Annotated in this window: 17 protein-coding genes; 5 read left to right on the top strand and 12 right to left on the bottom strand. The window is 51.1% G+C overall.

The annotated features are described in order from the left end of the window. Positions 1–111: 111 nt before the first annotated feature. From COW20_16475 to COW20_16440, 8 genes are all read right to left on the bottom strand, one after another. The gene (locus tag COW20_16475) at positions 112–1,857 is read right to left on the bottom strand and encodes a hypothetical protein (GenBank protein ID PIW46514.1); all 1,746 of its coding nucleotides are present in this window, start codon (positions 1,855–1,857) and stop codon (positions 112–114) included. Between the two features lie 53 nt (positions 1,858–1,910). Further along, positions 1,911–2,606, bottom strand: coding sequence for a DUF4956 domain-containing protein (locus COW20_16470; protein ID PIW46513.1), 696 nt, complete (start codon positions 2,604–2,606; stop codon positions 1,911–1,913). Next, positions 2,603–3,412, bottom strand: coding sequence for a vacuolar transporter (locus COW20_16465; protein PIW46512.1), 810 nt, complete (start codon positions 3,410–3,412; stop codon positions 2,603–2,605). The genes COW20_16470 and COW20_16465 overlap by 4 nt, the downstream gene beginning before the upstream one ends. Next, positions 3,409–3,906, bottom strand: coding sequence for a hypothetical protein (locus COW20_16460; protein PIW46511.1), 498 nt, complete (start codon positions 3,904–3,906; stop codon positions 3,409–3,411). The genes COW20_16465 and COW20_16460 overlap by 4 nt, the downstream gene beginning before the upstream one ends. Next, complete coding sequence (locus COW20_16455; GenBank protein ID PIW46510.1) at positions 3,903–6,182, bottom strand: hypothetical protein; 2,280 nt, start codon at positions 6,180–6,182, stop codon at positions 3,903–3,905. The genes COW20_16460 and COW20_16455 overlap by 4 nt, the downstream gene beginning before the upstream one ends. Positions 6,183–6,184: 2 nt before the next feature. Then, positions 6,185–7,201 (bottom strand): hypothetical protein, encoded by a 1,017-nt coding sequence (locus COW20_16450; protein PIW46509.1) that lies wholly within the window; start codon positions 7,199–7,201, stop codon positions 6,185–6,187. 123 nt (positions 7,202–7,324) lie between these two features. Next, positions 7,325–8,071: a chromosome partitioning protein ParA gene (locus COW20_16445; protein PIW46508.1), complete on the bottom strand. Its 747-nt coding sequence runs from the start codon at positions 8,069–8,071 to the stop codon at positions 7,325–7,327. 3 nt (positions 8,072–8,074) lie between these two features. After that, positions 8,075–9,982, bottom strand: coding sequence for a transketolase (locus tag COW20_16440; protein PIW46507.1), 1,908 nt, complete (start codon positions 9,980–9,982; stop codon positions 8,075–8,077). A 157-nt stretch (positions 9,983–10,139) separates the two neighbouring features. Between COW20_16440 and COW20_16435 the strand changes: the two genes are divergently transcribed. Both COW20_16435 and COW20_16430 read left to right on the top strand, forming a co-directional pair. Further along, positions 10,140–10,958: a site-2 protease family protein gene (locus COW20_16435; protein PIW46506.1), complete on the top strand. Its 819-nt coding sequence runs from the start codon at positions 10,140–10,142 to the stop codon at positions 10,956–10,958. A gap of 262 nt (positions 10,959–11,220) precedes the next feature. After that, on the top strand, positions 11,221–12,312 hold the full coding sequence (locus COW20_16430) for an ABC transporter substrate-binding protein (GenBank protein ID PIW46505.1): 1,092 nt from the start codon (positions 11,221–11,223) through the stop codon (positions 12,310–12,312). On the opposite strand, the gene COW20_16425 is transcribed toward COW20_16430, so the two are convergent. Genes COW20_16425 through COW20_16410 form a run of 4 tightly spaced genes read right to left on the bottom strand, consistent with a single transcriptional unit; the run spans position 12,306 to position 17,423 of the window. Next, positions 12,306–13,421: a hypothetical protein gene (locus COW20_16425; GenBank protein ID PIW46504.1), complete on the bottom strand. Its 1,116-nt coding sequence runs from the start codon at positions 13,419–13,421 to the stop codon at positions 12,306–12,308. The two genes, COW20_16430 and COW20_16425, sit on opposite strands and share 7 nt — an antisense overlap. Beyond that, on the bottom strand, positions 13,418–15,637 hold the full coding sequence (locus tag COW20_16420; protein ID PIW46503.1) for a hypothetical protein: 2,220 nt from the start codon (positions 15,635–15,637) through the stop codon (positions 13,418–13,420). Before COW20_16420 ends, COW20_16425 begins: the two co-directional genes overlap by 4 nt. Before the next feature lie 22 nt (positions 15,638–15,659). Beyond that, positions 15,660–16,454: a hypothetical protein gene (locus COW20_16415; GenBank protein ID PIW46502.1), complete on the bottom strand. Its 795-nt coding sequence runs from the start codon at positions 16,452–16,454 to the stop codon at positions 15,660–15,662. A 51-nt stretch (positions 16,455–16,505) separates the two neighbouring features. Next, positions 16,506–17,423: a hypothetical protein gene (locus tag COW20_16410; protein ID PIW46501.1), complete on the bottom strand. Its 918-nt coding sequence runs from the start codon at positions 17,421–17,423 to the stop codon at positions 16,506–16,508. A gap of 145 nt (positions 17,424–17,568) precedes the next feature. Here COW20_16410 and COW20_16405 point away from each other — a divergent pair, with 145 nt between their 5' ends. From COW20_16405 to COW20_16395, 3 genes are all read left to right on the top strand, one after another. Beyond that, a complete protein-coding gene (locus tag COW20_16405; GenBank protein PIW46500.1) occupies positions 17,569–17,805 on the top strand; it encodes a hypothetical protein in 237 nt (78 codons plus the stop codon). A 216-nt stretch (positions 17,806–18,021) separates the two neighbouring features. Next, positions 18,022–19,719 carry a DUF885 domain-containing protein gene (locus COW20_16400; GenBank protein PIW46499.1) on the top strand — a complete coding sequence of 566 codons (1,698 nt, stop codon included), beginning with the start codon at positions 18,022–18,024 and terminating at the stop codon, positions 19,717–19,719. Between the two features lie 31 nt (positions 19,720–19,750). Beyond that, positions 19,751–21,505, top strand: coding sequence for an amidohydrolase (locus COW20_16395; protein ID PIW46498.1), 1,755 nt, complete (start codon positions 19,751–19,753; stop codon positions 21,503–21,505).

The following is a 21,505-nucleotide window of genomic DNA, read 5'->3' as shown; positions in this document are numbered from 1 at the left end:
AATTATAAGAAAAAGGAGCTGCCTCAAAAGACAGCCCTTTTTCCTCTCAGATCAGGAACTTAAATTCACGCTCTTGCTGTCCGATTTCTGGGGAGCAGTATAGCAATCAACTTATGGCATTTTTAGCTCTGCTGCGTATTTCGTCAAAAATTCCTGAGCCGCCTTGTGACGCTCCTCAAGATGCGTATTGAGCGTATCCAAGGCCGATTCAAAGGCTTCAGGACTGCTCAGCATCGTGGCATCTGACTGTTCCCCCTCACTGCCCACCACATAGGGCCGAATCAGACTATGTGCCTGCTGATACAGCATACGGGTAGGTGCTGGCGCAAAAGCTGTTTCCAAGGCCTTGGCAAGATAGTAAGTATAGCGGGCATGGTAAACCGGATCATCGATCAAAAAGCGAATCAAAGGCCAAGACGCATTGATTTCATCTTTGCTCAACTCAAGTGAAGGCGCTCCCCCACCGGGGCCCCCTGGACGCTGAAAATTGGCTGGCGGGGTCGGTTGGGCCGAAGGCGTGGAAACAGGACTGCTGCTTGAACGGGGAGACGGACTGCTCTCAGGGGATGGCGTTGGGGTCGCGCCAGGACGGGGCAGGCCTGGAAAGGCACCGCCAGGGCCGCCCATTGAAGAGGCCAGGGCCATATTATTATCCCAGGGAATCCAATGCAAACGCTGATCTGTTGGATCATTGTAAAGGTAATAATTATGCGCCATGCGGCCATAGGTATCCCAGTTCTGTATCAGGGTATTGACCGCCAGCCAATTGAGAAAACCTTCCACATCCAAGACCTGTTCCAGTCCAGCCCGCCAGCGGGCAGGATCTGAGCGGTCGGCATTCAATGCAGCAAACAAGGCTTGAATGTCCTTCCAATCAGAAGTGGTTTCATTGGTTTTTTTGGGAAAAGAAGCCTGATCAAAGGTGGCAAGTTTTGCGCCATTGCCCGAAGGCTTGTAAAGATTGCCACTTGGATTCTTGAACTGGGTAGCCAGCATCGGGGCATCGGGGGCTTCGACCATCGTGTAAAGCCCAAAATACTTCTGACCCTCACCATAATCCACGTAAATCCTATAAAAAGCAGTTTGAGCAGAGGGAATTCCGGCCTTGAGAAAGATGTCCGCAGTGACTTTTTCGCGGATCAGCGAATTGTCACTGAAGCCACTTGAAAACGTCAGACGCTTGAAACCATACATCCGCTGGTTCTTGATTTCTGGGTGTTCGGATTCAAATTCATCCATATCAATCCGAAAGGGCATTTTGAGAGAACGTCCCCAGGAAGAACGCAGCGAAGAATTTCCCTTATAGCGGATACCTACATAATTCCAGCTTACGCCATCCACTTTGACCGTGCAGGGCCGGTAAATCGGATCTTCACCGTTTTCGAGCATGGGGCCGCCTCCCCCACCAGGCGGCGCACCGGGAAAGGCGCCAGCAGGAGGCGTCGGGCGGGCACTGGGTGAAGTGCTGGAACCAGGAGCAGGCGAAACAGAAGGAGCGGGTGTCGCTCCTGGAGCGCCAGGAAATACTGGAGGCTGAAAACCATCGGGGGGTTGAAAATTACCTGGCGTCCGCATCCCTCCTGGGCCTGTTTGGCTTGAAGGATCGCCAAAGAGTTGGGTCATATTCTCCTGCATCAATTTCCAATCAGCCGCAGAAAGGGTAATTTCCATTTTTTTGACCTGATCTTGGGGAAAAACCCGTGCATAATCAGGGAGTGTATCTTTGCCATGAGAATTTTCGCTCCATCCAGCCGGGCGGCCCACCACAGAGCTTTTTCCCAGCAGAGAATAGCTAGAACAGCTCATGGCACTGAGTGTCAGGCTGCCCGCAAGAAAAATAAGTCCCATCCGTTTCATATCGTTTACCTCTGTTGATCATTTTTTAAACTTGAAATTCAGGCCCCTCTGGCTCAGAGATCCACCTCCTGCTGGCCCATCACCAGGGTCACTTTCTGGTTGCCATTGAACTGTCGCAAGGCTTCGAGCAATTGCTGAGGTTCTGACTTGCTACGCAAGACCACAGAATAAACAAGCTCCTGCAAAACCCCTGCATGTACGGTTTCGAGTGAAATCATGCGCCAAGAATCAAGATGCTGTTCAAAAATTGCCCGGAAATGTTCTTCTGAACTGATCTCCAGGGGAACGCGCAGACGCAGAATCCGTTCCTGCATTTCACGGGCAAAGAGATTGGTCTTCTGCATCAAGAGAATAAAAATCGAAAGCAGAGTCGTCGCCAGAATGGCGAGCAAATAAAATCGGGTGCCCACGGCCATGCCAATCGCCATAATCATAAAAATAAATCCCACATCACGGGTCTCTTTCATGGCATTGCGAAAGCGCACAATCGAGAGCGCCCCCACCATTGCAAAAGCCCGGGCAATATTGGAACCAATAATCAACATGATCAAGGCCACCACAGTTCCCATAATCACCAGGGTTTGCACATAACTCTGGGAATAAGAAACCCCGGTATGGGTGGCCCGATACACAAAGCCCAGAATCAGGCTGAGTAGAAAGGCCAAGAACATGACCAAGAGAATGTCCAATTGGGTAAAGACCCCGGAAGCATCTCCCAAGGTCAAGACGGTAGGTAAATGCGTATTCATAAGGGTGCGCTCCTCGGCGTCAAAATTTTAAAAACGGGCAGGGGTTCAGGAAAATCTTGAGCCTGAAAGGGCGAAAGCTCCTGGTTCTGGATCTGAATTTGATGGGCATGGGCCAAACCGGCACAGTATTTGCTGATTCTGCGCAATTCAAGCTCCTGGCTGGAAAGCAGTGAAGCCAGCCAATCGGGCACCCGTTCATCCACCTTGATTTCGAGGATGCACCAATCGGGAGGAATAAAATAGCTGTTCTGCGCTGAGGAATCGAGCTTGAGATCGCGCACACTTGTCTTTAGTTCCGTATCAAAGGTAATCCGCAAACCAGAATTCCACTGATTGCCCTGATAGGCCTGGCGATGGTAGCTGATCAGGCAACTGGGGCGCAAATTCTTGGCATTTACCAAATACTTCACCTCTGAAACCACTGCCGCATCCAGGGGATCGAGTTCAACCCCCTCGAGTTTTCCTGAACAGAGCTCATAGGCCTTCTCCAAGGGAAGTTTCAGACGGCGTTTCTGTACGGTTTTATTGATTCGCTGCTTGATTTCCACCATGGCCTGGGTTACGCCGCTCTGATCGGCCTGGGGATAGGCCCGAATTCTGAGTTTGCGCCGAAACTTCAGGCCTTCAATTTTATCCCAGAAGAAATCATGGTTCGGACTGTCATAATAAAGACTCAGAACAGGATAGCCCCTGCTCCCACTGAAACTATCGGCTTCAACATGGCCGATCAATGCCTGCTTCAATCTTTCGGCCTGGGCCGAGGTAATCAGGTATTTCAGTTCAAAACGGTTAAAACGGCGGATCATGGCGAAACTCCTTTTAAATGAATCTCCAGTGTCTGCTCTGGGGCTTGCCCCCAGAGCAAATCACCACCGGTCTGAACCTCGGGCAAGGGAAGCGAAACAAGCTGCCCCGCATGGAATACCAGGCGTAGAACCCCTTGATAGGTATGAATTTCCAAGCTTTGAGCCACCCTGCTGTAAATGACCAGCCTCTGCATTCCCGATGTGGGCGTTCGCAGCAGGAGAAACTTACCCAGATTCTGCTCTTGGGCATTCAGTCCCAAAATCAGTTCACTGCGTTGGTGCAAAAGGGCCGACAAGAGTTCAGGGCGAAGGGCCATCTGTTTCTGCCAGTTTTCTGCTTGTTCAGGACGCATGGCCTGCCCCTGACTGGCGAGCAAAAGCAGATATTGCTCAGCAATCTGTTCGGTCTGGGCAGGCACAAAAACCCAGGCTCCCCAAAGCCCCAGAAGCCCCAACAGGCTGAGAATCAGCAGCCAACCTCCGCGTTCTTTCATGGCAGGCCTCCCGTGCGACTCAACCAAAGTTGCCAATTCCCTTGCTTGCCCAACCAGTCTTTTAAGGGCTTCAAAACAGCAGCCTGTTCAAAACGGCTTTGAAAACGGGGAGCAGGAAAAGCTTTCAGCGAGGTGGAATCCAATTGAAGGGGCCGCAGAGAACCTGCAAGAAAAAGATTCCGGCTGAAGATCCGGCTCAGCCCACCATAATGGGGTGAAGCCTGGTAGATTTTCAGGCCGGTGCGGTTGCCATAGAGCAGACTGGAGTCAATATGGATCACAGAGGCATTTTTAGCCAGCAACCCCACCCCACCGGCAGCAATCAAGGTCTGTTCAAGCTGCACCTGGGTTTCTTCTCCGGCCGAGACGCCATTGCCCAAGCATTGCCGTATTGCTGCCTTTTTTAAACTCAGCTCTGTTCCCATCAGATCCAGGCCATCATCACCAGCCCCCTCAATTTTCAGCTCTTCAATCTCGGCCCGCGTAAATTCCAAATCCCAGGCATCTGAAAAGGCCCGGCGAATAGAGATCCGGTGGGCCTTTAAATTCTGAACATAGACCGTATGCAGCAGGTCATCCCCCCCGCGATTATCACTGAAAAAACAATCTTCCAAAAGCAAATCCTGGGTTTCATGCAGGTTTACCATCGCGGTATAAATCCGCTGGCCCCAACGCGGAAAGCTGCCCCCTGATACCTGAAGATTCAGCAAACGTGAGCCTGCACTGAGCGGCCCCTGTAAAACCAGCCCTCCCCAAGGGTCAGACTGTGCCGGACGAATCACAACAGGCGCACCCTCAGCCCCCAAAATCTCAAGCGGGCCCTGAAAAATCAAGGAAGCCCCCGGCCCCATCAGCAGGGTGGTTCCCGCCAGGATTCGAACCCTGCGTCCCTTTTCAAAAATCCGTGTTTGGGGAATCACAACGCGTCCTGGCCCCAGCGTAACGCTTGGAAAAACAACGACAGGCTGAGGCTTCATCTTGGAATGGTTGATTGATCGCTCAAGAGACTGTACCCGCAACTGAATTTCAGCCAGACGGGCAGCCAAAATCTGCTCAAGCACAGTCAGGGTCATGGGCCGCATCAAATTTTCACTGAGTGGATCGAAGGCTGGCAGGCGATTGCGGGCCCGCCAGAAAGGATCAGCGCTCAAATCGGCGCGGAGCGCGTTCAGATAAACCAAACTGCGTTGGCTCATGTGTTCAGGCGCGATTTCGTTTTTCAGCCCTTGCCGCAAAAGGGCCTGTTGCTCGGCCTGAAAAGCGGGCAGGGAAGAGAGCTTTTCCATCAGGGGATCCCGCTGAGGAGCAGGGCCTTCTCCAAAGCCCTGACTTTCAAGCAGCACGGGCTGCCAACGCCCCAGATAGGGGTCATAGTGCAAGGCATAATTCAGTTCAGAATCCGCATTGCGTTCACTGAATATCTGAAGCAGCAAATCAAGCACCACAAAGGCTTTGAGATTAACTTCCTGGGCAACGAAATCTGCAAAAGCCGCAGGGCTGTCACGGTGAAGATGCCCAAGCAAATTTTTGAGATTCAAATATTGGCGGGCGTTTTTATTATGCCAACTTGCATATTTCCAATGCAAAGCATTCTCCCAGCCGCGCAGCCGGTTTTCAAGCGTATAGATATCTCCTGGAATCAAGCGGGCCCGACGCAAAACCATTTCATCCAGAGGAGCCCCCATTTCAAAAACCCCCAGATCCATTCCGTTCAAATGCAAACGCAAAAACTGTGAATCCAACGCCAAAAGACCATATTTGCGTGCCAGCTCCAAAACAAGGGTATTTTCAAATAAAACTGGCCGATCAGGATTGAACAGATTGAATTCCCGCTGGCCCCAGATAAACTGACCCTTTTTCAATTTCACACGCAGGGATTTCTTTGCTTCGGCCACATGCCAGGGTTTATAGCCCCGCAATCGCAATTCGCCCTTGAGCGGCTGCCCTTGGAAAAATCCCTGAACAGCCACAAAGGGATGCTTTCCAGCTTGGATCAGCACCGCAAGATTATTGTCAGCCACGTTCAGCTCCAAGAGGGGCAAATCCAAGGCCTGATTCCCCACGGGTCGGGTGCGGCGCCATTGGCCTTGCAACTGATCGCGAAGATGTATGCGCAGGAGTTCAGAGGAAATGGGTTCTGAAACCCCCATCCAGACTTGAAACTGGCATAAGCTCTGCCAGGCACTCCAACTGATTCCACCCGCCAAGAGCAGCAAAGGCAAAACCAGCAGAACACCCGTTTTCCAACGCAGGACGGGCAAACGGAAAGCGTTCATGGCTAAAACTTCAGATTGGTCTGCAGCAGCACCTGCAGGGGATCGGGCAAGGAACTCTCTGCCGCCCCCAGTTCCTGCCAGGTTTTATCGACTGAAAGCAGCACACGTATATTTTCATAGATATCGAGGTTCAAAGCCCCTGCAAACCGGCAGGCAAAATCTTGATTGCGAGAGAGATCGGGGTCAAAGACTTCAAACATCAAAGCGGGAATCAGCTTCAGATTTTCGCTCAATGGAAATTCCCAAGAAACGATGCTGTGCGCCCCCCAAAGCTTGCTGCCCTGGTTGACATTATCGCCAAGGGCCCCCTCAATCTGCAGCCTGAAGGGATCCCATTCCCATTTCAGGTCGGCCCCCCAGAGGCTTGCCGTTTTAAGCTGTGCAGATTCTTCATAGAGTTTGACAGAACCATCCACGGCCAGCAAAAGCCCCTTGAAAAGACGCAATTGTCCACGGGCCACAAAATCACGGTGATAACCCGTATCTCCAGGCAGACTGTTAAAGGCCCCCAGATTCCAGCTGAATTTGAGCGGATCCTGCCAGAAAGTTGGCCCCCAAAGATCACCCGCCAGCATCACCCCATAGTCACGTGCGCCAAAGCCCCCATACTTGGTATCGTCGATGGCGTGTTGATCGAGCAGACCCCGCTCAGGAATCAACATATCCCAGGGAGACATCATGCGCAGGCGGGAAAAGGGCTTTTTAAAGCGCCCAACTGTCAATTCAAGATCTGGATTGAGTTTAAACTCGGCATAGACATCCCGAGACGCTACGTTTTTGGCAAACTCAAGTTCCAAGACGAGTTTGACCCAATCAAAGGGTTTCCAGCGGCCATCCAGACGGGCCCGGCGCACATAAAGTTCGTCACTCCAAGCGCCCGTATTGTTATCGGCAAGCAATTCCCAGCCGGTTTGAATTCGGCCCCGAATGCGAAAGGTTTCGTCTTCTTTGGCGGCAAGTGGCAAGGTTAAAACAAAAAAGAAAAACAGAGGCCCAAGCCTCTGTAGCTGTTTTCGCATGCCCGTGTCCTTTCTGAGTCAAGTTCATCGATGATGATCTCAGTTTAAAGACCGGGCGTAAAGTGAATTTACGCGTGTTGTAAAGCTTTTGTGCTCAATTGTAAATGAATTGTTTCAGACCCACTAATGATCGCGCCAAAGCACAGCGCCACCCAATATACCGGCTTCGTTGCTGATAATCTCTACACCAGGCGGCAATTGACCGGGGTCAATCCGTTTGGCATTGCCCCCGCCAATATAAAGGGTGTCGAAATTAAAAATGCGCTGAAGCAGGTCAATCGCTTTGAGCAAGCGCTTGTTCCAGGTTTTTTTGCCCACCAGATCGAGCGCGGCCCGACCCAATTGCTCTTCATAGGTCTGCCCTTTGCGAAAAGGGTGATGGCCCAATTCCAGATTGGGAACCAGATGGCCATTGGTAAACAACGCAGCGCCCATGCCCGTACCCAAGGTCAAGACCATTTCAAGGCCCTTGCCCTGAATCGCACCATACCCCTGAATATCGGCATCGTTGGCAACCCTGACTGGACATTTCAGGCGAATTTCAAGCACTTCAGCCAGATTGAAGCCTTCCCAGGCGGGGTTCAAGTTGACTGCCGTATAAATAACGCCGTGGCGAACCACACCCGGAAAGCCAACTGAAACATAACCATAGGGCTGCGTGACCTGATCAATCAGATAGGCCAAGGCGTTCAATACGGCTTCAGGATCTGCGGGTTGCGGTGTCTCAGTGCGCAAACGCTCGCTCAGGGGCTGCCCTTGGGGATCCAAAACGCGCAACTTCAGGCCACTGCCCCCAATATCAATCGAGAGCACATTTTTTGAAGCTGTCGCACGTTTCGTTGTTTTTTTAGGGGCTTGTTTTTCTGCCATGGCTTAGCCCAAAACTTCCTGTACACGCTTCACCAAAGCGGCAGCGTCTACACCATATTTTGCGAGCAGGTCTTCGGGTTTTCCTGATTCAGGGAAAGCTGTAACCGCCAGTTTTTCAACCCGAATGCCACTGCCATTCAAGGCTTCAAGCACAGCATCGCCCACGCCGCCTGTGGCGTAATGATCTTCGAGGGTAAAAACGGCAGGGCCGCCCACTTCTTCACAGATCTGGCGAATTTCTTCAGCCGGAAAAGGCTTGAGAGAATAGGCGTCGATCACGCGCAGATTCAAGCCTTTTTCAGCCAGTTCTTCGGCGGCTTTCAGCGCCTCATGCACCACATAACCGCTAGCAACCACCACAGCTTTGTCAGCATCACTGGCCTTCAGCACTTTGCAACCGCCAATCGGGAAGCTTTCATCGATCGGATAGAGCACCGGACGATTGCCACGGAAGGTACGCATATAGCAGAAACCATCGTGGTTCAGAATTTCACGGGTCAGATAAAAGGTGCTGACATAATCGGCAGGGCAAAGCACAACAGAACCAGGAATGGCACGCATAAAACCACAATCGGCCATGGCCATCTGAGAGGCTCCATCTTCCCCAATTGAAACCCCGATATGCGAGCCCACCACTTTCAGATTGGCCTGAGAATAAGCTCCCATTTCAATCTGGTCAAAGGCACGCTCAAAGAAACGGGCAAACGAATTGGCCAAAGCAACCTTGCCCGTAGCAGCCACGCCAACGCCCACGCTGATCATATTCTGCTCGGCAATGCCGCACTCGATATGCCGATCGGGATAGGCCTGGGCAAAACGCTCACTGTAGGTGGAATTGCTGACATCGCCATCTACCACCCAGACCTTGTCTGAAAGCCCGCCCATCAATTTGAGAGCATCGCCATAGGCGGCACGGGCGGCCTGTTCTTTACTGGCATCAAATTCACTGCCATTCATGAGATAGTCAATTTTAACAGCGGTTTTTTCAAGGGGCGCAAAATTCTGTTTTGAAACGGTAAACGCCGCAATATCCAAATCATCTCCAACAGGCAATTCGCCATAGGCCAAATCGCGTTCATCGGCTTTGAGCGCCACGCCATGACGTTTGAGTTTGCCTGAGAGGAAAGAAACGGGAAAACCTTTTTCAGTATCGGCAATGATCGCAAAGGGTTTGCCCCTGTTGCTACGGGCCTGGGCAAAGACTTCAGCAACGGCATCAAGGTCATGGCCATTGATACGGGCCACTTCCCAGCCGAAAGCTGTAAATTTATCATGCAGGGGTTCGGCATTGACGATGCTGTCGCAAAAATTGCTTTGTTGAATTTTATTGCGATCGACAATTGCTACCAAATTATCTACTTTGAGTGAACCGGCCAGCATGGCAGCTTCCCAAACCTGGCCTTCGTTGATTTCACCATCGCCAAGCAGCACGTAGACGCGTTGATCACGGCCTTCGCGTTTATACACTTCAGCCATGCCCACGCCAATTGAGAGGCCCTGCCCCAAAGAGCCTGTAGCAGCGACCACACCCGGCAAACGCAGGGTGGGGTGGCCCTCCAAACGTGAACCAATTTTGCGGAAGGTTTCCATTTCTGCGGCTTCAAGATAGCCCAAGCGGTACATCAGGGAATAGAGCAAGGGAGCGGCATGGCCCTTGGAAAAAATATATTTATCTGCGTGGGGGTGATCGAGATTGCTCGCATCCAGGCGAATTTCACGGAAAAACAGCCATGTCATCAGATCTGCAGCACTGAGACAGGTGGTGGGGTGACCTGAACCAGAACGGGTGGTCAGGTCGATACTGTCGCGACGAATCAAATTGGATAAGGATTGGAATTGCGCTTTGAGTTGGGCTTCGAGAGGCATGACGTTTTCTCCTAGATAGTCGTTTTCACGCAGGCAGTATACCATTTCTCAAACTCTGAGCGGCTGAAGCCAGTAAGCAAATTCTCAGGCACTAAAATCTGAATTTCGAAGCGAAAAGAGCAGGTTTCATTTCTTCTGGAGATTCGCAAAGTCTCTGATTTGGAGTACGATAAATAGCATCAAGCTCAAGCAAGGATTTTAGATGTCAGAATCAGATGCTCCCAGTCCAAGTCCAGAGCCACCCGCATCGGCAAACAGAGGACCGCTCTGGGGAGCCCTTGGCATTTTGGGAATCTTTCTGTTCAAGAGCAAGGCTCTGCTCTTGCTGATCTTAACCAAAGCCCAATTTCTGCTTGCGCTCTTCAAATTTAAAACCCTGCTTTCGATGGGGGTCATGATCTGGTTTGAAAGCTTGCGCTTTGGCCCTGCTTTTGGGGTCGGCTTTGTCATTCTGCTTCTGCTGCATGAACTGGGCCACTATGGCATGGCGCGCTATCTCGGCCTTGATGTTTCCACCCCCGTTTTTATCCCCTTTGTGGGGGCCTTTATCAGCATGAAAGAAACCCCGGAGAATGTCGAAATCGAAGCCTGGGTCGCGATTGCCGGTCCGATTTTGGGCAGCCTGGCGGCTGCTCTTTGCCTGGTTTTCTATGCTCTCAGCCAGGAGCGTCTCTTCCTTTCTTTGGCCTATATCGGATTTTTTCTCAATCTCTTCAATCTGCTCCCCGTTCGTCCCCTGGACGGCGGTCGGATCACAGGCGCACTTTCACCTTGGCTTTGGGGAGCTGGGCTGGTCTTTTTATTATTTTTAATCCTCACCGTCTTTCACAGCCCCCTGCTGATTTTGATTCTGGTGCTGGGAATCAGCGAGTTTTACGGCTGGTGGAAAGGCGAAAATCGGGCCTATTTTGAAATCAGCCAGGCCAAACGGACGCAATTTGCAGTTGGCTATTTTGGCTTGGTTGCGCTTTTAACGCTGGGCATCACCTCACTTTACACGCAATTGGGAGGCGTACATTAGCCTGTTCCGCACGGGCTCAAACCTCACAGAAAATTCTGATCACAAGCTGCAAAACAGAGCAAAAAATGCTTTGCTCACTCAAAAGCGAAGCCTTCCACTTGTGAAAACTTAAATTCAAGCTGGATTTTCCTGCAAAATTCAAGTACCCTGAAAAAGTCGATTCAAAAGAATACTGCTGATACCCTAACGGAATGACCCGCGTTCCTCTGTTTTGGGAAAAACTCCAGCTTTCCCCGAGCCTAGACTGCAGGAGAAATAAACAATGCCTGAAGCCCTCTCATTCAAAGCACCCAAAGGCCTGTCTTTATTCTTTGGCCTGCTTGTCTGCCTGTTTTTTGTTCAGCCCTTGGCGCAGGCAGAACCACCCACCCGCTTAAGAGTCGCAACCAAGAGTGCCCCCCCTTTCGTGATACTTACAGAATCAGACATGCAAGGCATGGTGATCGATCTCTGGAAAGCCGTGAGCAGCGATCTCAAACTGAATTATGAAATGAAGACCTATCGCACCATGGGCGAGGTGCTGAAAGCCGTTGAAACAGGCCAGGCAGATTTGGCAATTGGCCCAATTTCAGTATCAGCCCAACGTGAAGCCATTTTAGATTTTAGCCAACCCTTCTTTCAAGGCGGAGAAGGCATTGCCACCGTAAAAAAAGCCGGTTCGGTCATGGATGGTCTGCTCTCGATCATGAATCTCAATCTGCTGCGTGCCCTGGGGGCCTTGGCCACTGTGATTTTTATCTTCGGGATCTTGATTTGGGCCTTCGAGCGCAGAAAAAATACCAGCCAGTTTGGCGGCTCAATTTTGAAAGGCATGGGACAGGGTTTCTGGTGGTCAGCCGTCACCATGACCACTGTGGGCTATGGTGACAAAGCTCCCGTCACCTTTCTCGGTCGCAGTGTGGCCCTGGTCTGGATGTTTGCCTCGGTAATCACCATTTCGGGCTTTACAGCGGCAATTTCTTCAAGTATTACCCTCAGCAATTTACAGAGCAAAGTCACGGGCCTCGGAGAATTGAGCCATACGCGGGTGGGTGCGGCACACAGCACCTCTGGCAGTCTTTTTCTTTCAGATCTTAAAATTCAATACAAAAGCTATGAGAATATTGAAAGTGCGCTGACAGCCCTTGAAAAAGGAGAATTGGATGCCGTGGTGCATGATCTGCCTATCTTGCGCTATCTGGTGGCACAAAAGGCCAGCCGCAACCTGGTGGTCTTGGGAGAAAATCTGCACTCTGAGAATTATGCCTTTGCCCTGCCCCAGGGTTCCCCCTTGCGCGAGGCCCTGAATCAAAGTCTGCTGCGTTTTCTGGATACCCCTCGCTGGCAACAGATTCAGGACAGCTATTTTCACTGAGCCTTTTCAGTCAAAAGTTTCTGAATCACGAGCAGTTTTCCGCGCAGTTCAAGCTCCATATCGGCTGCCTTTAAACGCTCTGAGACGGCTTGCAAGGGAGTCTTGCCCGTATTGTCCAAACGTTGTGGATTGGCTCCCGCATTGATCAACCAGAGCAAGGCCTCTTTCTCTCCAGCCAAGGCAGCCAGCATCAGGGGAGTCTGGCCTAAATGATTACGTGCTTCAAGCGCTGCATCATGGGCTTGTAAGATTGAAAGCGCCCCTGTTTGACCTGTTTCTGCTGCGAGATGCATCGGTCGGTTTCCTTGCCAATCCTCCGCTTCGCGACAGACCTCATAGGCCATCAGCATTTTTAAAAAGTTTTGTTTAATCTGCCCGGCAGGCCAAGTCAAGAGAATATGTAAGGGCGTTTGCCAGTGCATTTCCAAGGAATGGGCTGTGGGATCCACACCCTGCTCCAGCAGTTTTTTTAAGCGGTTTAAATCCTGATCGTCTAGAGCTTCAAATAATTCCTGTTCACGCAAATAACTTTTCAGATTTTTTTCGCCTTTGGCCCAGGCCGTCGCCTGATACCCCAGGCTCATAGGGCTCAATTGAACCGCATGAAAGTTTTCGAGGGCTTTCGCCAAATCAGGGTAGCGCAGTTTGGCGAGTTCGACTGGAGTCTGGCCCGATTGATCGGGCTGCCCAAGACTGGGCCAACCTTCGTGGCTCAAAATAAAACGCACCAGGGCGCTGACCTGGGGCTCTGAGTCCAAAGCCATCACCAGATGCAGCGGGGTTTTCATGCCCAAATCCACTTCCTGATAATTGAAATGCGCTCCCAAACGCAGCAACAAGTCCAAAATTTCTTCCTGGTATTTGGGCGCTGTGCGTGTCACCACAATGCTGATCGGATGTAAATTCAATTGTGAACTCAGAGACAGAGGCTCCTGCGCGCTTTGTTTGTGCAGCGCCAGCCAGGTTTCGACAGCGGCTGAATCTCCCGCAACCAAAGCACGAGCCAAGACACGTTCTTCACGCTCCTGGCGGGTCAGGGCCTGAGCAGGAAAGATCCCTCCCCATACCACCAGAGAGAGCAAAGCCCAAGACGCAAACAGACGCTTCATGGTTTTTTCTCCAGTGCTTCCAAGGCCTTGAGCACCAATTGATCGTGGGGGTCCTGCGCCAAAAGTTTCAAAAGAATTTGGCGTGAGGTTTCATTCTGACCCAGTTTAAAATAAACTTTCGCCAGATTATAAGCCGCTTTGCGATGGTCAGGATCGTGCTTGAGAACTTCTTCTAAAAGCGTTTGGGCTTCACTCCAGTTTTTCATCTGCATGTTTAAAAGTCCCAAATTAAAGGCGACAGCCGCATTTTCAGGCGCTAAGTATCTCGCTTGGTTCAAATATTTCTCAGCAGCCTCTGAATCTTGCTCTTTCAGCGCAAGCCCGCCTAAATCGTTCAAAACAGCAATATCATTTGGTCTTTTCTGCAATTCTTCCCGCAGATAAATCCAGGCATGCCATTGCTTTTCAGCTTCACTGAGCGCATGTCCAGGCTGAGACGTGGCTTCCTGAAAAGCAGCGCGGGCTTCACTGACCCGGTCTAAATCCAGATAAACTTTCAGTAAATGTTCGAGCGCTTTTCCCGGTGCAAGGTCGGGAGAGGTCAAGGCCTCACGGGCATAGGCAATGGCCTCATCTGGTTTCTTTTGAATCAAGGCCAAAACCGAAAGCGAGTTTAAAATACTGCCGCGTTCGATTGTTTCGCCTTGAATTTTTCCATGGTTCTCCAGTGCCGTCAGCAAATAGGCTGTGGCTTCTGGGTAGGCCTCTTGCTGCATCGCTACCAAGCCCAAGAAAGTGGGAATGGCAGCACTTTCAGGTACGATTTCACGTGCTTTGAGCAGATATTCACGTGCCAGATCCAATTTTTTTTCTTGCAGCGCCAAAAGCCCAAGAAACGCCAGATTAAATCCAAAATCCGGATTCAACTCTACACTTTTTTTCAACCAAGACTCTGCCAAAGGGTGATACTGGCTGGTCTTGATCAAAGAAATTCCAGCAAAAGCATAGAGCAAATAATTATCAGGCTCTAAGGCCAGGGCTTCTTTCAGAAAAGCCAGTCCCCCCGGCTGATCACCGCTTAAAAGCGCAACCTCAGCCTGTTTCAGGGGCACGTAGGCCAATTGCGGCAATTGAGCGCGGATCTGGTTGAACATCAGGCGTACCTGGCTATAATCAGGGTCTGTCTGCTGGCGTAAATGCCGAAAAAGAATCGATGCCAGTGAAAATTGAACCCAAGGGTCATCTTCGCGTGTCTGGTACTGTTTTAGTTCAGCCAAAATCTGATCCAAGGAGAGATCCTGACCTGAAGCAATTTCAAGATAGGCGATCAAACTGTCGGTATCCCCAGGCTGAAGTTGAAGCGATTTGCGAATCGCAGCCAAAGCCTCAGCCCCCTTTTTTTCTACCTGCCAAGCACGGGCCGTCGCCCGGTAAACGGCATCCAGATGTTTTCCCCGCTTGAGTGCCTCTTGGGCATGAAACAGGGCACGGGGCAAATCATCTTCACTGGCGGAGGCCAAAAAGCGTTTCATGCGGGCTCTTTGTGAATAGGCTTCTGAGAGTGCAATATGGGCTTCGACAAAATCTGGCTCCTGGGCCAGGGCCGACTCTAAAAGTCGAATCCCTTCCCGCAGCGGTTTATCCGACATCAGGCGCAATAAAATCTGAGCCTGCTGGTACTGTGCATACACTTTGGAGCTGTGGCAGACCTGGAGACTTTTTTCCAATTCCTGACGCTCCTGCGCATTGGCAACAATCCCCAAACGCACCAAAAATTGCTCCGCCAAAGCCGTTTGAAGCGCGAAAATCTGATCCAGAGAACCTTCCACCCGCACAGCCTGACCCGCTTCAATTTGGCCGGTTTCAGCATCCACGACACGGGCCTGAACCAGCAGCCTTTCACCTTCTTTCTGATAACTGCCCACCAGAATCTTCCGCGCTCCCAGCATTCGGCCCAGACGCGGGGCTTGTTTTTCATCTGCAAGAGCCGACTGACCAAAGCCCTGCTCGCGCAGGATCTGATTCAACTGACTGCGTTCGATCAGCGCAAGTTGAGGACGCTGGCTGAGAACGGTTGTCAGACTTTCTGCAAAACTTTCTCCCAACCATTCCTGGGTCTCACCCGTGCTCAAATTGCGAAAGGGCAAAACCACCATGCGCAGTGTCGCTTGTTTTTCGACCGCCAAAACAGGGCGCAGGGGCATGATCTGCGCTCCCCCCCACAGGCTGCAGCCACAGATAAGTGCTATCCACTTCAATTTGCTTAAACGCAACATTCGCTCTTTTTCCTTTCAAAGCTCAACAAAGGCCCAATAATTCTGATAAAGCCGCTGACGCTTGTTCCACATTCTGCCAGTCAAAATCCTCGCCCAGGGCAACCGACAGGGCAAGTTCCACAAGCAGAGGCCAAGCCGGAAATTGGGAAGGCTGCATGCGGTAGCGCGCCAGGGGAATGCGCTTGGGCAGAATCAGGTAGAAGGGCTCCAAGCCTGCCGCTTTCTTGTGATAAAAGCGAAACAAGACGGTTCCTTCCCCCCGATCCCGGATCCACGCTTCGGGCTCCAGTGGGTTTGCCCGGATGCTTTCACTCAGGAGTTTTTTCAAAGCCAGCGATTGAATCCGACCTTCTTCCAAATCCTCCAAAACAGGTGCATGGGTAAACAGCGGGGCATCCATTTCAAGCTGAATCCAACCCGCATAACCCGCCTTCTGTTTTAAATAGCGGCCAAAGGCATAGCCGGAAGGTTCTGATCCTACCTGAATCTGAACCAATGAAGGGTGCGCGGTTTCTCTAACCCGGCAGTCTGTGCCAGCAGCAATACGCCCCTGCTCCGCTCTGCCTTCCAATGGAGAACTTAAATAAACTGCCAGATCCCGCGTCGGGGTATAGGCCAAAGCGGGCAAAGCTGAGAGTTTAAGGCCTCGAATCGGATGGTAAGACAAACGGCCTCTTGCCCCGGCATAACTCTGCTGAAACTGCATCCTGCGTCGAAGGGCCCCCAAATCTGAAGCGGCCATCACGGCTCGCAACTGTTTATTGCGGGCTATACGCAGCAAAGCTTCGGGGCCCAAAGCCTGGGCCATTTCCGTCATTTCTGACCATCCTGATTCAGAACTGAATTCCACGTTTACGTCTGACCTTTCCTAACGCTGGGCATCCAAAAGCTCCTGTAGAAACTCCACCTGAAAACGCGTTTTATCCAAAACGGCCAAAAGACTGTCCACCGGCCAATGCCTGCGTTGACACTCCTGAAGCTGGGCATGCAGCCGATCTGAGCGGTCCAAGGCGTCTTCCAAATGGAACTCAATTTCAGCCCTTTCTACAGGCCCAGGCATACGACCGGCCCGTTCCAATAAAAGATTTAAAAATTCTTCAAGTAAATACACCCGATTGCGCAATTCTATCAAAGCATAGGAACCTTTGAGCATTTCTTCCAGATTATGAAAGCAAATATCCAGCGGTTCCAGTCTCAAACACAAAGCAGTGGTATCCATTTCCTGCTCCAATTGCAGGATCATATTCTGAACATGAAAGCGGGTTTCTTCAAGCGATACCGCATAGGCTTCCATCTCTGCCAATGCTTGGGTCGAGAGCACGGGTTGTGCAAAAGAAAGGCGTGTAAAGCTGATAAATGCAGCTTCGATTCTGCGTTCTGTTTCATCATAGAGCCATTCACTGTCCAGCTCTTGAACCTGCAGCTCAGAATCTGTCTCTTCAAGCTCTTGAGGGGTTTCCAACAAAAAATTCATCCAGTTCTTCAAATCCGGATGCTGAGGCTGAAGTACGGTAATCTGATCCAAAATATCCTGAGCCCGAGGATAATCCTGAACCAATAAAAAAGTATAGAGCAGCCCCTCAAGCGCGACACAATTTGAAGCCTCCATTTGCAGGGCCTGTGCAAAACAGAGTGCCGCTTCCGTCAGCAATTCAGGTGGGTCAAAGCCTGCTTCCTGCGCCCAGGCCAGACACCGCAAACCCTTTATAATTTCAGTTTCAGCCAGAGGATGATGTTCTCTGACCTGAGGACTGAGATTTAAAGCTGAAGCAACTGAAAAATGCATCCTATGGCCTTCTTTTTGTCATTCTGCCTGAGTCTCTTTTCATTTTTACCTGAGGTGAGCAAAAAAACAAAGCCTCCCCGGCTTGAGATTTCAAATTAATTGTTTTATGATTCCTTTATCATATAGGTATAAGGGTATAGATTGAATGCTTACAGGTGACTGTCAAATTATCCTGAACAGAGGAACACGCGCAGATGGCAACACGCATGCTGTTCAGATATTGAATGCCAATAGCTTCCAAGCCTCACCCATGACAGAGCCCCGAGAAGTGCTGGATAAAACCGGCAACACCACCACACTGTACTTTACTGCTGAAGATGCCAGTTTCTATGATCAATTCTACCGCACAAAAAAATCAGAACACGAAACGCATGCGCGCTAAAAGGCAATAAGAAGCCCCTTTATTCAGAACGAAACGCGTATACGCGCTGCCCTGCCAAGCAGCCTAATTGGGGTTTGGGAGAAGGAAAAATGGACTTTCCTCCACCTCAAAAACTGAATCTTTTTCAAATCCAGATTCAATACAAGCCAGGGGCTGAGACTGGTATGATGTAGTATTGGCTTTTTGGCCAGAATACCGATCAGGAAATGCGAACCCATGCAAGATCAATCCCCCGCCCAAACCCTTCACGCTTTATTTGAACGTCACCACGAATTTCGGATGCAAACCTCCCCTGAGTTTGCAACCTATGAAGGCGACCACCGCTTTAATGATCAACTCAGCGATCTCAGCGCTGCCGCCCATGAACAGCAGGTGAAAGCCCGCGAAGACTTTCTCAAAGAATTGAGAGCCCTGCCCAAAGATGCCTTGAGCAGTGAAGATCAGCTCAACTATGAAATGTTTGAACTGCTGCTCGAAGAAGAAGTCGAAGGGGCTCAGTTTCAGGAACAGTTAATGCCCCTCAACCAAATGACGGGCTATCACCTCTATTTGCCCCAATTGATTGAAATTCAACCGCTTCAGACAGCCGATCACTATGCAGATTATTTTGCCCGACTGCGGGCCTTTCCTGCCCAAGTCAAAGACGTGATTGAAAATATGCGTCAGGGCATGGCCACGGGTTGGGTTCAGCCCCGCTTTGTGATTGAGCAGACCCTGCCCCAGATGCAAAAACTGATTCCTGAAAACCCTGAAGAAAGCGTTTTCTTTATTCCCATGTTGCGTCCCAACGAGGGGCTCGACAGCGCCAGCAAAGAAAAATTGGCAAGTGAGCTGAAAGACGTGATTACCACCTCGATCATGCCAGCTTACCAGGAACTTCACGATTTTACCCAAAATGAATATCTGCCTGCCTGCCGCGAAACCGCAGGGGTCTGGGACTTGCCCAATGGCGAAGCCTATTATGAATACCTGATTAAGAAATACACGGCCCCTGGCCTGAGTGCCGATCAAATCCATGAAATCGGGCTGGCCGAGGTCAACCGGATTCACGCTGAAAAAGCCAAGCTCAAAGACCAACTGGGTTTTGAAGGAACTGTTGAACAGTTTAACCATTATTTGCGCACCAGCAGCGACTTTTATTTTGAATCCCAGGAAGCACTCTGGGAAGCCTATGAAAAAGTCATGGCCGAAGCCTACGAAAAAGTACCAGCCCTGTTTCATCGCATGCCCAAAGCGCCCTGTGAGCTGAAAGCTGTAGAAGCGTATAAATCACAATCGGCCCCTCAGGCCTATTATATGCCAGCCCCAGAAGATGGTTCCCGCCCCGGCTATTACTATATCAACACCTATGATTTGCCTTCCCGGCCCAGTTATGCCGTCACAGCCCTGACCCTGCATGAAGCCATTCCCGGCCACCATCTGCAATTGGCCCTGGCCCAGGAACTCTCTCATTTGCCCTATTTCCGCCGCCGTCTGCATGTCACCGCCTATCTCGAAGGCTGGGGGCTCTATGCCGAGCATTTGGGCTATGAAATGGATATGTACCGTGACCGCTACCAGCATTATGGCGCACTCAGCTTTGAAGTCTGGCGGGCCTGCCGTCTGGTGGTAGATACCGGTTTGCACCACAAAAAATGGAGCCGTGAAGAAGCGGTCAGTTTTATGAAAAAACATGTGGCCAATACTGAGTTGGATATCCGCTCAGAAGTCGATCGCTATCTGATTCTGCCGGGTCAGGCCCTGGCCTATAAAATTGGCGAACTGAAAATCAAAGCACTGCGCAAACGTGCAGAAGAGGCTCTGAAAGAGCGTTTCAACCTCAAAGATTTTCATCAGGTGGTGCTTGAAAATGGAGCCATTCCTTTGGCCGTGCTGGAACACAAAGTGGATCAATGGCTGACCAGCCAGGTTTAAGTAAAATTTCTAATCACTGAGGAGAGGCACTATGAAATATGATCTGATCATTCAGGGCGGCACCCTGATCGATGGCACGGGCAAAGCAGGTTACCCGGCTGATGTCGCCATTCTCGACGGAAAAATTGCTGCGATAGGAAAAATCGCAGCTGAAGCTGAAAAAGTGCTGGATGCCCACGGCGCGATTGTCACACCGGGCTTTGTGGATATTCACACCCACTATGATGGTCAAATTTCATGGGATGCCGGCCTGGCCCCCTCTTCTCTGCATGGTGTGACCACAGCTGTACTGGGCTCCTGTGGGGTGGGTTTTGCCCCTTGCCGCAAAAGCGATCAGGAAAAACTGATCGCCCTGATGGAGGGGGTCGAAGATATTCCAGGCTCTGCACTGGCCGAAGGCCTGACCTGGAATTGGGAAAGTTTTCCAGAGTATATGAACGCCCTGGATGCCCAACCCCACAGCATTGATTTTTGTCTGCAAATGACCCACGATCCTCTGCGGGTCTATGTCATGGGCGATCGCGCCGTGCACAACCAACCCGCCAGCCCCGAAGAAATCGCCCAGATGCGTCAGCTTTTGCGTGAAGGGCTGGAAGCCGGTGCAGTCGGTTTTTCAACGGGCCGCAGTGACAATCACCGCTCGGCCACAGGGGCCCATACCCCAGCTGCTGAAGCCCAGAAAAACGAATTGAGTGGCATTGTCAAAGCCTTTGAGGGTTTGCAGCATGGCGTGGTACAAGCGGTCAGCGATTTTGATATGCCCTATGGCGATCAACATTTTGAGCGGGAATTTGACCTGCTCGAAGAAATGGCAAAAGCCGCAGGTCGCCCGCTTTCAATTTCGCTGATGCAGCGCGACCAATCCCCTGAGCAATGGCGCTGGATCATGCGCCGGGCCGAAGCTGCTCAGGCCAAGGGTTTGGAAGTGAAGCTTCAGGTCGGAGCCCGTGCGATTGGCGTTCTGCTCGGGCTTGAAACCACCTTTCACCCCTTTATGGGCTTTCCCTCTTACAAAGCAATCAGCCACCTGCCGCTGGCAGAGCGTGTCAAAGCCATGTCAGACCCGGCTTTTAAAGCCCAATTGCTGACAGAAAAAAACGATCCGGTAGCGGGTGATGGCAGCCCCATTCCTCCGCTGGCGGATATGCTCTTGGCCCAGGTGGAAATGATTGGCATGCGCATGTTTACCCTGGGCGAAAACCCGGATTATGAGCCCTCAATGGCCCACAGTATTGGCATGAAAGCCAAACAAAGGGGAGAGAGCGTACTCAGTGGCATTTACGATGCCATGCTCGAAAACGAAGGCCATGCTCTGATTTATTTCCCGCTCTATAACTATATCGCAGGCAATCTTGACAATACCTATACCATGCTCAGTCACCCCCAGGCCTTGCCCGGTCTGGGCGATGGTGGCGCGCATGTGGGCACGATCTGCGACGCCAGTTTCCCGACCTTTATGATCAGCCACTGGGCCCGTGATCGCCAGAGCGACAAGTTCACTCTGGAACAGGTGATTAAAATGCAAACCCAGGATACGGCTGCGTTTATCGGTCTGAAAGACCGGGGCACACTTGAAGTGGGCAAAAAAGCAGATCTGAATATTATCGAATTTGAAAATCTGCGTCTGCACCCGCCCTATCTGGTAGCCGATCTGCCTGCCGGAGGCAAACGCCTGATGCAGAAAGCCAGTGGCTACCGGGCTACCCTGGTCAGTGGTGAAATCATTGCTGAAAATGGCGAATTAACCGGGGCTTACCCAGGTCGCCTGGTGAGGCTCAAGGACTGA

This window comes from bacterium (Candidatus Blackallbacteria) CG13_big_fil_rev_8_21_14_2_50_49_14 (assembly GCA_002783405.1).
GTDB lineage: Bacteria > Cyanobacteriota > Sericytochromatia > UBA7694 > UBA7694.
The sequence above is the reverse complement of the archived record's forward strand: the minus strand, read 5'-3'. Positions and strand labels throughout refer to the sequence as shown.